Source organism: Confluentibacter citreus, assembly GCF_002807055.1.
GTDB classification, from domain to species: Bacteria; Bacteroidota; Bacteroidia; order Flavobacteriales; family Flavobacteriaceae; genus Confluentibacter; species Confluentibacter citreus.
This window is the reverse complement of the sequence record NZ_NIXN01000001.1, coordinates 886942-900588: the sequence shown is the minus strand read 5'-3', so window position 1 is coordinate 900588 and position 13647 is coordinate 886942. Positions and strand designations below refer to the sequence as shown.

The window sequence follows — 13647 nt, the reverse complement described above, 5'->3', positions numbered from 1 at the left end:
CTTCATAGTCTTAGTACTTTTTAAAAATACTTCTGAGTTTCATGGATATAACCCCGAAAATAGCTTCAGAAATAATGCCCTTACTCAACTTGGATTCCCCTCTAGTTCTGTCGGTAAAGATAACAGGAACTTCAATTATTTTAAATTTTTTAAGATAGGTTTTAAACTTCATCTCTATTTGAAAGGCATATCCGATAAACTTGATTTTATTCAAATCTATAGCCTCTAAAGTTTCTCGCTTATAACATACAAATCCTGCTGTGGTATCGTTGATTTTCATTCCCGTAATAACCCTCACATATTTGGATGCCAAATAAGACATAAGCACTCTACCCATAGGCCAATTAACAACATTAACGCCTGTTACATATCTGGAACCAATAGACATATCTGCGTCATGTAAAGCACAGGCATCATATAATTTTATTAAATCTTTGGGATCATGAGAAAAATCGGCATCCATTTCAAAGATATATTTATAGGTTCTAGCCAAACACCATTTAAAGCCATAAATATAGGCGGTTCCCAGACCTTGTTTATCGTTTCTTGAAATTAAAAATAGTTTACCTTGAAACTCATTTTGAAGTTCCTTGACCTTGTAGGCTGTTAAATCTGGGGAATTATCATCAATTATAAGTATATGAATATCATGTGATTGCGAAAAAACTGCTTTAATAATAGCTTCAATATTCTCAATTTCATTGTAAGTTGGAATGATGACAATAGCGTCCTGCATATAGTAATGTAAATAAAACCTACTTTTTTAGCAAATGTACATCTTTTATAAGACTCTTTTTTTTAAATATTCCTTAATAATTATATACAATGTGTGAATAATTATAATAATTTTATGGCATGCTTCGAGAGGTTACTTCATACGAATTGTTTACCGTTCTAATGGTTATTGGCTTGGTTTTTATTGCCATAGCTAAGTTAATTTCACCTAAGCGTTTTGACGATTTTATGCTCGTTATAGGAAATTCTAAATACCTAAAAATATATATAAAAGAGCAAAGGTTTTTCGATAAATTTGATGCCTTTCTTTTTATTAACTTAGTCTTCTCAGCCTCAATTTTTGGTTTCTTGCTTTACGATTTAACCATTAAACACACGGAACCTTCAACTAATATCATGTTTAAATTCACGGTAGGCATTGGTGTTTTTATTTTGATTAAAGTCCTTTTGGAACGTTTAATTGCAAGCCTTTTTGAAATAGACAAACTAATAGATGATTATCTTTTTCAAAAAATAACCTACAAAAATTATATGGGCATCTTGCTATTACCCATAAATGCACTACTGCTATTTAGTTTCAGTCCTACTTTAAAAATTCTTTACACCATCATTATTTTATTGTTAATTATTAATATAATTGGGGTAATTACAACATTTAAAGCCCATCAAAGTTTACTAAAACGAAACTTCTTTTATTTTATTTTGTATCTTTGCACACTTGAAATTGCACCTTATATCATTTTATACAAAGTATTTAATGCTTAAAAACTACTTGCGCCCATGAAAGTGAAAACCATTTTGGTATCTCAACCAGAACCGAAAATAGAGAATTCGCCATATTTCGATCTTCAGGAAAAACAAAAAGTAAAAATAGATTTTAGACCTTTTATCCATGTTGAGGGTGTTTCTGCTAAAGATGTTAGACAGCAAAAAGTTGATTTAAATAATTATACTGCGATTATATTAACAAGCCGTAATGCGGTTGACCATTTTTTTAGAGTTGCTGAAGAAATGCGCTTTAAAATTCCTGATACTTTAAAATATTTCTGCCAATCGGAAGCGGTTGCCTTTTATTTACAGAAATACGTGGTGTATAGAAAGCGTAAGATATATGTTGGTAAAAGTTCCTTTTCGGAATTGTCTCCACTTATAAAAAAATATAAGGATGAGAAATTTTTATTGCCAAACACTGATAAAGTTAAACCTGAAGTTCCAGATACTTTAAATGCTTTGGGCGTTAATTGGAAACAGGCTATTTTCTATAAAACAGTTATTAGTGACCTCACTGATTTAGCTGATGTTTATTATGATATTTTAGTGTTTTTTAGCCCATCGGGAATAGATTCTTTATTTCATAATTTCCCAGATTTCAAACAAAACGAAACACGCATAGCTGCCTTTGGATCTACCACCATCAAGGCTGTTGAAGATAAAGGTTTAAGAATTGATATTCCCGCACCTACGCCAGACACCCCATCCATGACTATGGCTTTGGAAAAGTATATTGAAAAAGCGAATAAAGGAAGTAAGTAGGCATCCTGTGATAACAATAAAAAAAAGAGCGATTTCTATTTGAAATCGCTCTTTTTTTTATTGTTTATTAGTATCAAAATGCATAGCGTTGTGGGCCACCTCGTCTGATTTCCTCACTGCAATGCGCTTCAAATTTCTTGAAATTCTCCCTAAAGGCATTGGTTAGTTTAAAAGCTGTGGTGTAATAAGATTCGTCATTATTCCATGTAGTTCTAGGACTTAAAACACTGCTAGGTACTCCAGGACATTCCCTTGGTTGAGCCACGCCAAATACGGAATGGATGTGGTACTTATCATAGGTATATAATCCTAAATCACCATTTAAAGCAGCGTTAATCATAGCTCTTGTGTACTTTAATTTCATACGCGTTCCAACACCATAAGGCCCACCTGTCCAACCCGTATTAACCAACCAAACATTTACACCTGAGGTAATCATTTTTTCACTTAACATCTCAGCATATTTAGCTGGGTGTAATGGCATAAAAGGTGCGCCGAAACATGCTGAAAATGACGGTTCTGGTTCTATAACCCCTGCTTCGGTTCCAGCAACTTTTGCTGTATATCCAGAAATGAAATGATAGGCAGCCTGACTTGGAGTCAGTTTTGAAATTGGAGGCAGTACCCCAAAAGCATCCGCCGTTAAAAAGAACACATTCTTAACATCTTTACCAATGGAAGGCAACTGGATATTCTCAATATGATCGATTGGGTAACTTACCCTCGTATTTTCAGTTATTGAGGTGTCTGCAAAATCTACATGTCCTGCCGCATCCAATATAACATTTTCTAAAATAGCGCCTTTTTTTATGGCGTCATAAATCTCTGGCTCATGCTCTCGAGATAAATCAATCACTTTGGCGTAACAGCCACCTTCAAAATTAAATACTTTATTGTCTTTTGTCCAACCATGTTCATCATCTCCAATCAAGCTTCTATTTGGGTCTGTGGATAACGTTGTTTTTCCTGTTCCAGACAATCCGAAGAAAATAGCCGTATCACCGTCTTTCCCCACATTAGCACTACAGTGCATCGGTAAAGTTTCTTTAAAGACGGGTAGCATAAAATTTAATGCTGAAAAAATCCCTTTTTTAATTTCACCAGTATATCCAGTACCTCCAATTAAAGCTATTTTTCTTGTAAAATCTAAAATGGCAAAATTATGTTGCCTTGTCCCGTCTTCTTGAGGATTTGCTTTAAATCCTGGCGCATTTATAACCGTCCACTCAGGAGTGAAATGCTCCAATTCCTCTTCTGTTGGGCGTAAAAACATATTATAAGCAAACTGGTTGCTCCAAGCATACTCGGTTATGACCCGAATGTTTGTTTGATAATCTTTGTCAGCACAACCATAGCAGTCCCTTACATAAAGCTCTTTACTTGACAAATAGTTTGAAACCTTGTTATAAAGCTTTTCAAATGCCTCGGGATCAAATGGAATATTTACCGGACCCCACCAAACGCGGTCTTTGGTAACATCGTCTTTTACAATAAACCTGTCTTTTGGTGACCTGCCTGTAAATTCGCCTGTGTTAATAGCCAATGCTCCAGAGGAAGTCTCTACGCCTTGCCCCTTTTCAATGACGATGTTATGAAGTTCCTGTGGTGATAATTGATAGTTTATTGTTGCATTTTTAATTCCATACTTTTCCAACGAAATCGTTTTCGTAAATTGGTCGTAGTTTGCCATAATTTTTCCAAAAATTGAATTATTATGCAAAACTAAGGCTTTATATAAGAGTATTTAGTTAAAAAAAATCTAATAGTTTGATTTGGTTTTTATCAAATTCAGAAATAAAATACCCCAAGAAATGATAAAGCACAATCCGCCAATTGGTGTTATAAAACCAATACTTTTAAAATCAAAACTTGTTAAGTTATTGGTAGCTAAACCGTAAATGGATCCTGAGAATAAAACAACTCCAGAAATAACTAAATAGTAGATAATTTTTTTAGCTTTTTCTGAAATTAATGACGTTGTACCAACAAACAGTAAAAAAAGTGCATGATACATTTGATAGCGTACGCCCGTTTCAAATGTTTGTTGCATGTCTGTGGAGATTAATGCTTTTAATGCATGTGCTCCAAAGGCTCCTAAAATAATGCTTATAATTCCTAAAATGGATGCTGTAATTAGTATTTTCTTGTTCATATTTATAATCTATAAAATCCCGTGAGAATGCAAAGTTAGTTAACAAAACAACATGCTATCAATCTTTCTAAAGTAAAGACTGATTTAAAATGATTTCAATTTAAAACCAAATCCTTATTTTTAAGTTTTAAATTGAAACAAGTTAGATGAAAGCAAAAAATCTAAGCATAACCATTGATGGTACTGATAAAAAAATCCTCCGCAAACTAATGGAAGATGCACGAACGCCTATTCTTGAAATTGCGAGATTAGTAGGTATTTCAGGAGCTGCCATACATCAACGATTAAAGAAATTAGAGAAATCTGGATTGATTTCTGGTTCCCAATGCATTATCGACCATAAAGTTTTAGGTTACAACACACTGGCTTTTGTGGGTGTTTATTTAGATAAAACCATGAGTCATTTAGATGCAGTAAAACTTCTTAAACGAATTCCTGAAGTTTTGGAATGCCACTTTACTTCTGGACAATGGAGTTTATTTATTAAAGTGGTAAGTAAAAATAATGCCCATTTAATGCATATTTTAAATGAGGATATTTTAACTATTTCGGGTATACTAAGAACCGAAACCTTTGTGTCGTTAGATCAACAGATTGATAGGCAAATACAGATATAAACAAAGCCCAAACATGATGTTTGGGCTTTGTTTATAGATGAGATGCTGAAACAATCCCGATAGCTATCGGGACAGCATGATGAACAAGTTCATCACATTTTCATCAACCAAGAACGCACATCGACTTCTTGCTTAATAATATTTCTTAAATCCTCTATTTTTACGCGTTGTTGCTTCATAGAATCTCTATGGCGAATGGTTACGGTATTATCGTTTAAAGTATCGTGGTCTACCGTAATACAAAATGGTGTTCCGTTGGCATCTTGCCTTCTGTAACGTCTTCCAACAGCATCCTTCTCATCATAATCAACATTAAAATCCCATTTTAAATCGTCCACAATTTGCTTTGCTATTTCTGGCAAGCCATCCTTCTTTACCAACGGTAAAATAGCTGCTTTTACAGGCGCCAAAACACTTGGTAATTTTAAAACCGTTCTTGTTGTTCCATTTTCCAGTTCTTCTTCAACTAAGGAATTTGAAAATACTGCCAAGAACATACGATCTAAACCAATAGAGGTTTCTAACACGTAAGGCACATAGCTTTTATTTTCTTCTGGATCGAAATATTGTAATTTTTTACCTGAGAATTTTTCGTGTTGGGATAAATCGAAATCCGTTCTAGAATGAATCCCTTCCAATTCTTTGAAACCGAATGGGAATTTAAACTCAATGTCACACGCGGCATCCGCGTAATGCGCTAATTTTTCATGGTCATGGAAACGGTAATTTTCACCGCCCATTCCTAATGACAAATGCCATTTTAATCGGGTCTCTTTCCAGTGATTATACCATTCTACTTGTGTTCCTGGTTTTATAAAAAACTGCATTTCCATTTGTTCGAACTCACGCATTCTAAAAATAAATTGTCTTGCAACGATTTCATTTCTAAAAGCTTTACCTGTTTGGGCAATTCCGAATGGGATTTTTAAACGACCTGATTTCTGAACGTTTAAAAAGTTGACAAAAATACCCTGAGCAGTTTCTGGACGTAAATATAAATCCATCGAATTTTCTGCTGATGCACCTATTTTGGTACCAAACATTAAATTGAATTGTTTGACTTCAGTCCAATTTCTGCTTCCAGTTAATGGATCTGCAATTTCCAATTCTTCAATAAGCGCCTTTACATCAGCCAAATCTTCGTTCTCCAAAGATTTTGCCATCCGCGAAAGCGTAGCATTTATTTTTTCTTGGTATTCAACAACACGTTGGTTGGTTGCTAAAAACTGAGGTTTGTCAAAAGCATCACCAAAACGTTTTTCCGCCTTTTCGACTTCTTTCTCTATTTTAGCTTCAATTTTAGCGCAATATTCTTCAATAAGTACATCGGCTCTGTAACGCTTTTTAGAATCTTTATTATCAATCAATGGATCGTTAAATGCATCCACGTGACCTGAAGCTTTCCATGTGGTTGGGTGCATAAAAATAGCGGCATCAATACCAACAATGTTATCATGCATTTGTACCATGGCTTTCCACCAGTAGTCGCGTATGTTTTTCTTTAATTCAGCGCCATTTTGGGCATAGTCGTATACAGCACTTAACCCATCGTATATTTCACTGCTTTGAAACACGTATCCGTATTCCTTAGCATGTGATATTACCTTCTTAAATTTATCCTCTTGATTTACCATGCTGCAAAAATAAAAAAGCGATCCAAACAAATGAGATTGTTTGTTAAAAATTATGTGTTTGATTCATTTATTTTTTAGTTAAGTTTACAAAAGGGTAATTCTTACAATAGTGTATGTTAAAATCGTTGATTGATATATTTTTTCCAAAAGTGTGCTATGCATGCCTGAATTACTTAAATGATAATGAAGATACTATTTGTATTTCCTGCCGACACAACTTACCAGTTACCAATTTCCATTTTAATAATGACGATACTATTTTAAAAATATTTTATGGTCGTGCTAAAGTTGAAAATGCTACTGCTCTATTTAGGTTTGAGAAAAAAAGCCTTGTGCAACAACTTATACATGGACTAAAATATAAAGGTTACGAGAAAATAAGTCCTTTATTGGGTGATTGGTTGGGAGGTGAATTAAAAACTCTAAATAATTACAAAGACATTGATATGGTAATACCGGTTCCGCTGCATAGGAAGAAATTAAAAAGCAGAGGCTATAACCAAGTTGCGGGATTTGGAAAGCAAATAGCAGAATCCCTTAATGTAGCATATAAAGATGATGTGCTTTTAAAAATAACCAATACAGCATCACAAACGAGCAAAAAACGATTTGCACGTTGGAACCAAACGAGTGAATTATTTATTATACAAAACTCCACCTCCATTGAAAACAAACATATTCTGTTGGTAGACGATATTATTACCACGGGTGCTACTTTAGAGGCATGTATTTCGGTTTTAAATCAAGCAAAAAATATTAAAGTAAGTGTGGCTTGTATGGCCATAGCATAATTTAGCCATAAAAAAAACAGCAATAGGCTTGAAGCCTATTGCTGTTTTTTATTATTTAAAACATATAAACTTAAGATTTTACTCTGTTAAGTTTTGTTTCACCCATATCCGTTTTAGTTGAAATTTCGTCATCTGTAACAAGTTCTCCTGTAACATTTATTACCATGTCACCATTGAAAGAGAGTGTATAAGAAAACTTTTTGCCGTCAACTTTTCCATTTTCAATAGGTGTGTCGCCAAATTCGGTTTTCAAAGCTCCGGTAAGTTTATCGCCTTCAACTTTAAAAGTATAAGCCAATTCAAATACACCGTTTGGAGATTCTGCAGTACCTTTCCAGTCTCCATCAATCTTACTTTGGGCAAACGTGGTGAAGCACCCAGCAAGAAATAATAAAATAAAAATTTGTTTTGTCATAATAGTTATAGTTTAATTTGTTTTGAAATTTATCAAATAAATTCCGATTCTAATATACTTAACCAAATTTATTTCACTCGAGTAAGTTTCATATCACCTCTTTCACTTTTAATGACTATTTCATCATCGCTAACAAGTTCGGCATTGTTTTCAATAGTCATTTCATTAAAAGAAATACTGTACGAAAATTTGTTACCATCAACTTTTCCGTTTTCTAATGGAGACTCACCAAATTCCGTTTTCCAGATTCCTGTTAGTTTATCACCTTCAACTTTAAAAGTGTAATTTAGTTCGAATGTTCCGTTTGGTGTTTCACGACTACCTTTCCAGTTGCCGTCTATTTTGCTCTGCGCAAATGTGGAAAAGCATCCCACAAAAAATAATAATGTAAATAGATTTTTCATAATAATAATTGCATTTAGTTTGTTTGTGATTTAAAAAAACAGCCTCAAATAAGAAGTTCCTATTTGAGGCTGTAAATAAGGTTTAGAATTATTCCACTCTTGTAAGTTTCATTTCTCCTCTTTGGGTTTTAATAACGATTTCGTTATCGCTTACTAATTCTCCGTTGTTCTCTATGGTCATCTCTCCAAATGACATCGTGTATGAGAATTTTTTACCGTCAACTTTCCCGTTCTCAATTGGATTTTCACCACGAGGGGTTGTAGAAGTACCAGTAAGTTTGTCTCCTTCAACCTTAAACGTGTAATTTAATTCTACGGTACCATTTTGTCCTTCACGAGTACCTTTCCATTTGCCATCAATTTTGCTTTGTGCAAAAGTGGCAACACTTCCTAAAAAGAATAATAGGATAAAAATTTTTTTTGTCATAATTTTGAGTTTAATTGTTGCTAAAATGAATTTGTTTTTTATAAGATTTTTTCAATCTTTCATTAGACTGAATTAATCTATAATGGTTTAATTCACAATATCATATAATTCATTTTTTAATTATTCAATTAAGATAATAAAAAATCCTAATCAACAGACTTTTCATCCTTGATATTATATATCTAAAATTATGTAGGTTTGTGTAAAGTTCATTCGGTAATGAAATTAATCATTAATTTTTCATAAAAATGCTTAGAATCCCAAAGTGTTTACTAAAAATTTTATTGCTTTTCTTAATAATAACTTCCTGCGCCAAAAAAGAAATGACCATCGCAGAACTTATTAAAAAAACAGCAAAAGAACAGTTTTTTGCACATCCAAATTATTATGGAGCATCAGCTAGGGTTACTTACCTTGATAGCGTTATTAAATTAGCTTCTGAAGACCAAAAAGACAGCTATAATTTAATGAGGGCTGAGTCGCTTTTATATGCCGGAAAGTCAAAAGACGCCATTAAGGCCTTGGAACTTTTATTGGAAAAAAGCAAAAAAGGCTTGTTGAGATATACTTTAAACTATGATGATGAAAAAAAAATAAGCATTTTGTTAGCAATTGCTTATATGAGATTAGGAGAACAGGAAAACTGCATACATCACCACGACGCCTCTGCTTCATGTATTGTTCCTATACAACCAAAAGGTTATCATCACATGCCAGAGGGGTCAAGAAAAGCTATAGCATTATTTGAGCAATTCTTAGAACTGGACTCACAAGATTATACGAGTAGGTGGTTATTAAATGTTGCCTACATGACTTTAGGAGAATACCCATCGGGTGTCCCAGAAAAATGGCTTATCCCAGAAAACGTTTTTGAATCAGAATACCCGTTAAAAAAATTCGATGATGTTGCTCCTAAGTTGGGTTTAAATGTTAATGAGCTATCTGGTGGCGGCATTGTAGATGATTTCAATAATGATAATCTGTTGGATGTTATGGTTTCTAGTTGGTTTCCTTCGCATCACCTAAGATATTTTGTAAATAATGGAGATGGTACTTTTACGGAAAAATCTGAAACAGCAGGTATCATGGAAATGGGTGGTGGATTGAATATAGTACAAGCTGATTATAATAATGATGGCTTTTTAGATGTTTTCATTTTAAGGGGAGCATGGATGGGAGCTTATGGTAAACAACCTAATTCTTTGTTGCGCAATAATGGAGATGATACATTTACCGATGTCACCATAGAAGCTGGTTTACTTTCTTTTAATCCTACACAAACAGCTACATGGGCCGATTTTAACAATGATGGATGGTTAGATTTGTTTGTGGGAAATGAAGCTGATTCAGAAAATATAAATGAATCCGAATTTTATTTAAACAATGGAGATGGCACTTTCACGAACAATACTATTAGCGCAGGGCTTACCATAACCACTGCTAGCAAGCCCTATTTTGTTAAGGGTTCTACCGCTATCGACTTTAATAATGATGGTTGGATGGATATATACATATCCACACTTTTTCCTGGCAGTAAAAATCTTTTATACATGAATAAAGGAGTAGATAAATTAGGGAATTTAACATTTGATGAAATTGGGGAAAGCATTGGTTTAGGAGAAGAAATTTCAACGTTCCCTACTTGGTCATTTGATTATAATAACGATGGATGGGCAGATATTTTTGTGTCTGGTTACAGACCCCTAACGACTATCCCTATTACAGGCGAAATTGTACGTGAACTTTTGGGCGAACCCTTTTTAGCAGAAACCATGCACCTTTACAAAAATAACGGCGGTGTTTTTGTAGATGTTTCCAAAGAAGTAGGATTGAACAAAATAGGATATGCTATGGGAGCCAATTTTGGAGATTTGGATAATGATGGCTATTTAGACATTTTTCTCAATACTGGAGAGCCAAACTTTCAATCTATTATCCCCTCTAGAGTATTTAGAAACAATGGTGCAGAATCGTTTCAAGATGTAACAACCGCAGGTGGTTTTGGAAATATACAAAAAGGGCATGGTGTATCTTTTTCTGATATTGATAATGATGGCGACCAAGACATACACACTGTTATGGGAGGAGCATTTGAAAGTGATGTTTTTTTTAATTCTGTATTAAAAAACCCCTATCAGAATGAGAATAATTGGGTGTCGTTTAGGTTAGAAGGCACCAAAGCAAATCGTTCGGCAATTGGAAGTAAATTAGAATTGACCACTATGGAAAATGGAAAACAACGTAAAATCTATAATACCATAAGTTCTGGAGGTAGTTTTGGCTGCTCCACTTTAAGGGCTGAAATTGGTTTAGGAAAAGCTTCAGAAATAATTGAATTAAAAATAATTTGGGCGGGTAGCGGCAAGCAACAAGTATTTAAAAACATTAAATTAAATTCTTTTTATAAAATTGTGGAAGGAAATCCCCAAGCTCAACATATTAATTTAAAACCTTTAGATATCTAGAAAATTTATTAATATTTCATACGTTCTACAAAACAAACTTAACGCTTACATTATATCTCTAAAATTATGTAGGTTTGTGCAAAAGTTTCATTTGGTAATGAATAAGACACTTTCAAATTTTATCTTAATAGTTTTTATAGGCGCTTTTTTTATTAACTGTGCTAATCGTGGTAATCCTGAAGGTGGCCCAAAAGACCTTGAGCCTCCCAAAATTGTAAACACAGAACCAGAAAATTATTCCATTCAATTTAATGGTAAAGAAATAAAAATTTATTTTAATGAATATATTAAAATAAAGGATATACAAAAGCAGCTCATTATTTCGCCCCCAATGAACACGCAACCAGAAATAATACCTTTGGGCAACGCCAGTAAATATATTAGCATTAAAATTTATGACACGCTACAGCCTAAAACTACATATGCCTTCAATTTTGGAAATAGTATAACCGATAATAACGAAGGGAATCCTTACCCTTATTACAAATATGTATTTTCTACAGGTGATTATATAGATTCTCTTTCGGTTAAGGGAACTATATTGGATGCTGAGAAACTAGCTCCAGATACGTTTGTCTCTGTGATGTTATATGAAGTAGATTCTACATTTACTGATTCCGTTATATACAAAAAACCACCTAAATACATAACCAATACATTAGATAGTGTTACTACATTTTCAATAGACAATGTAAAAGCAGGAAAATATATGTTGGTTGCCTTGAAGGATGAGAATAATGATAATAAATTTCAACAAAAAACAGATAAAATAGCCTTTCACAAAAGCTTCATAGATGTTCCAACGGATTCGCTATATACCTTAAAACTATTCAAAGAAGCTACTGATTTCAATGCGGTTAGGCCACAATTAGTTTCGGGTGAAAAAATTGCTTTTGGCTATGAGGGTGATTATAAAGACATGCAAATTACTTTAATATCTGAAGTGCCCGAAAGTTTTACATCCAGAATTACTAAAGATGCAGAAGCTGATACCCTTTATTATTGGTATCAACCAAAATTAGAGTTAGACTCTTTGGTTTTTAATGTGTCTAAAAATGATTTTAAACAAGATTTTGTTGTAAGGCTGAAAAATAATAAAAGAGACACATTACTTATTAATACAAACCCTCGTGGTACGATTGGATATGAGGAGGATTTTAAAATTTCTGGCACAACACCGTTTAAATCGTTCGATACTTCTAAAATAGCCATCATAGATAAAGATACTACCAACGTTACGTTTACTTCAACATTTGACACCATTACAAACGCATTGTCATTAAATTTTAAAAAAACCGAAGAGAATACTTATAATATAAGTGTGTTGCCTGAAACTTTTACGGATATTTTTGGAAACACAAATGACTCATTAAATTATAAATTAGTGTCTCCCAAAAAGAATACTTTTGGCTCTTGGAGATTAAAATTAATAAATGCTACATACCCTGTTATCGTTCAATTAACCAATGATAAAGGCGAGGTTAAATACGAAAAATATTCTACAAAACAAGAGGATTTGGATTTCTTGAATTTAGTTCCGAGTAAATATCAGGTCAGGGTTATAAATGACGTTAATGGCAACAAGAAATACGATACTGGAAATTATCTCAAAAAAATTCAGCCCGAAAATTCTAGCTATTTTGAAATTAACGAGCCTGTTAGAGCAGATTGGGATGACATACATCCTCTTGAATTAATCAAACAGTAAACATATCCCTATCATCCAAAAACCTCAGTTTATTTCTATAAAAATTAATTTGGTTTTTATCTAAAGTAGCTATTTCAATATGCTCCTTATTTGGCTTTATGGGTGTGATGTTATTCCCTAACACATCATACACTGCAGAATGCCCACAATATTCGTTATGATCTTTATCTTCTCCAACCCTATTCACCCCAATACAATAACTCATATTTTCAATAGCACGAGCTTTTAACAAGGTATCCCAAGCTAAAATTCTAGGCTTTGGCCAGTTGGCAACATAGATTAGCACATCGTAATTCTCTGTATTTCTTGCCCAAACTGGGAAACGTAGATCGTAACAAATTAACGGACAAATCTTCCAACCCTTATAGTCTATTACCAGCTTACTTGTGCCAGAAGCATATACTTTACCTTCGCCGGCAAGGGTAAAGGTATGGCGTTTATCATAATGGGTTATGGCTCCAGATGGTTCTACAAACAGCAATCGGTTATAAAATTTATTATTTTCAGAAATAATTAAACTTCCTAAGATAGCGGCATTGGTTTCAGAAGCTGTTTTTTGCAACCACGCTACCGTTTCCCCTTCCATGGTTTCTGCTATTAAAGAGGCATTCATTGTAAATCCCGTGGTGAACATTTCTGGAAGCACAATAACATCTAGATTATCATGTATGGTTTCTATTTTTTCAGAAAAATTTTCTCTATTCTTTTTTGGGTTTTCCCAAACCAAATTAGATTGTATTATGGCTACTTTAAGTTTGTCTTGCAT

At 33.5% G+C, this 13647-nt stretch carries 14 protein-coding genes; 6 read left to right on the top strand and 8 right to left on the bottom strand.

The features are described from left to right. Positions 1-10 precede the first annotated feature (10 nt). The gene (locus CDH49_RS03960) at positions 11-736 is read right to left on the bottom strand and encodes a polyprenol monophosphomannose synthase (RefSeq protein WP_100614090.1); all 726 of its coding nucleotides are present in this window, start codon (positions 734-736) and stop codon (positions 11-13) included. A 119-nt stretch (positions 737-855) separates the two neighbouring features. Here CDH49_RS03960 and CDH49_RS03955 point away from each other — a divergent pair, with 119 nt between their 5' ends. Both CDH49_RS03955 and CDH49_RS03950 read left to right on the top strand, forming a co-directional pair. Continuing rightward, positions 856-1500, top strand: a complete 645-nt coding sequence (locus CDH49_RS03955; protein ID WP_100614089.1) for a DUF4271 domain-containing protein — start codon at positions 856-858, stop codon at positions 1498-1500. Between the two features lie 15 nt (positions 1501-1515). Further along, a complete protein-coding gene (locus CDH49_RS03950) occupies positions 1516-2268 on the top strand; it encodes a uroporphyrinogen-III synthase (protein WP_100614088.1) in 753 nt (250 codons plus the stop codon). Positions 2269-2341: 73 nt separating this feature from the next. Here CDH49_RS03950 and pckA read toward each other — a convergent pair whose 3' ends face one another. Both pckA and CDH49_RS03940 read right to left on the bottom strand, forming a co-directional pair. Next, on the bottom strand, positions 2342-3958 hold the full coding sequence (pckA, locus tag CDH49_RS03945) for a phosphoenolpyruvate carboxykinase (ATP) (protein WP_100614087.1): 1617 nt from the start codon (positions 3956-3958) through the stop codon (positions 2342-2344). 69 nt (positions 3959-4027) lie between these two features. Continuing rightward, positions 4028-4420 carry a DUF423 domain-containing protein gene (locus tag CDH49_RS03940; RefSeq protein WP_100614086.1) on the bottom strand — a complete coding sequence of 131 codons (393 nt, stop codon included), beginning with the start codon at positions 4418-4420 and terminating at the stop codon, positions 4028-4030. Between the two features lie 146 nt (positions 4421-4566). Here CDH49_RS03940 and CDH49_RS03935 point away from each other — a divergent pair, with 146 nt between their 5' ends. Beyond that, the gene (locus CDH49_RS03935) at positions 4567-5037 is read left to right on the top strand and encodes an Lrp/AsnC family transcriptional regulator (RefSeq protein ID WP_100614085.1); all 471 of its coding nucleotides are present in this window, start codon (positions 4567-4569) and stop codon (positions 5035-5037) included. Positions 5038-5129: 92 nt separating this feature from the next. On the opposite strand, the gene CDH49_RS03930 is transcribed toward CDH49_RS03935, so the two are convergent. Further along, a complete protein-coding gene (locus CDH49_RS03930) occupies positions 5130-6671 on the bottom strand; it encodes a glycine--tRNA ligase (protein WP_100614084.1) in 1542 nt (513 codons plus the stop codon). Positions 6672-6784: 113 nt separating this feature from the next. Between CDH49_RS03930 and CDH49_RS03925 the strand changes: the two genes are divergently transcribed. After that, complete coding sequence (locus CDH49_RS03925; protein WP_100614083.1) at positions 6785-7462, top strand: ComF family protein; 678 nt, start codon at positions 6785-6787, stop codon at positions 7460-7462. A gap of 70 nt (positions 7463-7532) precedes the next feature. Here CDH49_RS03925 and CDH49_RS03920 read toward each other — a convergent pair whose 3' ends face one another. From CDH49_RS03920 to CDH49_RS03910, 3 genes are all read right to left on the bottom strand, one after another. Next, entirely contained in the window at positions 7533-7877 is a 345-nt protein-coding gene (locus CDH49_RS03920; protein ID WP_100614082.1) for a hypothetical protein, read from the bottom strand. A 68-nt stretch (positions 7878-7945) separates the two neighbouring features. Further along, entirely contained in the window at positions 7946-8281 is a 336-nt protein-coding gene (locus CDH49_RS03915) for a hypothetical protein (protein WP_100614081.1), read from the bottom strand. 88 nt (positions 8282-8369) lie between these two features. Further along, on the bottom strand, positions 8370-8708 hold the full coding sequence (locus CDH49_RS03910; RefSeq protein ID WP_100614080.1) for a hypothetical protein: 339 nt from the start codon (positions 8706-8708) through the stop codon (positions 8370-8372). A gap of 323 nt (positions 8709-9031) precedes the next feature. Between CDH49_RS03910 and CDH49_RS03905 the strand changes: the two genes are divergently transcribed. Next, positions 9032-11173 (top strand): CRTAC1 family protein, encoded by a 2142-nt coding sequence (locus tag CDH49_RS03905; protein WP_162296709.1) that lies wholly within the window; start codon positions 9032-9034, stop codon positions 11171-11173. Positions 11174-11270: 97 nt separating this feature from the next. Further along, complete coding sequence (locus CDH49_RS03900) at positions 11271-12881, top strand: Ig-like domain-containing domain (RefSeq protein ID WP_100614078.1); 1611 nt, start codon at positions 11271-11273, stop codon at positions 12879-12881. Here the strand turns inward: CDH49_RS03900 and CDH49_RS03895 are convergent. Further along, a complete protein-coding gene (locus tag CDH49_RS03895) occupies positions 12871-13647 on the bottom strand; it encodes an amidohydrolase (protein ID WP_100614077.1) in 777 nt (258 codons plus the stop codon). The genes CDH49_RS03900 and CDH49_RS03895 overlap by 11 nt on opposite strands.

Excerpts from the sequence above, each read along its gene's own strand:
- CDH49_RS03915 (WP_100614081.1), bottom strand. The coding sequence starts at position 8,281 with ATGAAAAATCTATTTACATTATTATTTTTTGTGGGATGCTTTTCCACA.
- CDH49_RS03960 (WP_100614090.1), bottom strand. The coding sequence starts at position 736 with ATGCAGGACGCTATTGTCATCATTCCAACTTACAATGAAATTGAGAAT.
- CDH49_RS03905 (WP_162296709.1), top strand. The coding sequence starts at position 9,032 with ATGACCATCGCAGAACTTATTAAAAAAACAGCAAAAGAACAGTTTTTT.
- CDH49_RS03895 (WP_100614077.1), bottom strand. The coding sequence starts at position 13,647 with ATGCAAGACAAACTTAAAGTAGCCATAATACAATCTAATTTGGTTTGG.
- CDH49_RS03900 (WP_100614078.1), top strand. The coding sequence starts at position 11,271 with ATGAATAAGACACTTTCAAATTTTATCTTAATAGTTTTTATAGGCGCT.
- CDH49_RS03910 (WP_100614080.1), bottom strand. The coding sequence starts at position 8,708 with ATGACAAAAAAAATTTTTATCCTATTATTCTTTTTAGGAAGTGTTGCC.
- pckA (WP_100614087.1), bottom strand. The coding sequence starts at position 3,958 with ATGGCAAACTACGACCAATTTACGAAAACGATTTCGTTGGAAAAGTAT.
- CDH49_RS03920 (WP_100614082.1), bottom strand. The coding sequence starts at position 7,877 with ATGACAAAACAAATTTTTATTTTATTATTTCTTGCTGGGTGCTTCACC.
- CDH49_RS03940 (WP_100614086.1), bottom strand. The coding sequence starts at position 4,420 with ATGAACAAGAAAATACTAATTACAGCATCCATTTTAGGAATTATAAGC.
- CDH49_RS03935 (WP_100614085.1), top strand. The coding sequence starts at position 4,567 with ATGAAAGCAAAAAATCTAAGCATAACCATTGATGGTACTGATAAAAAA.
- CDH49_RS03950 (WP_100614088.1), top strand. The coding sequence starts at position 1,516 with ATGAAAGTGAAAACCATTTTGGTATCTCAACCAGAACCGAAAATAGAG.
- CDH49_RS03925 (WP_100614083.1), top strand. The coding sequence starts at position 6,785 with ATGTTAAAATCGTTGATTGATATATTTTTTCCAAAAGTGTGCTATGCA.
- CDH49_RS03955 (WP_100614089.1), top strand. The coding sequence starts at position 856 with ATGCTTCGAGAGGTTACTTCATACGAATTGTTTACCGTTCTAATGGTT.
- CDH49_RS03930 (WP_100614084.1), bottom strand. The coding sequence starts at position 6,671 with ATGGTAAATCAAGAGGATAAATTTAAGAAGGTAATATCACATGCTAAG.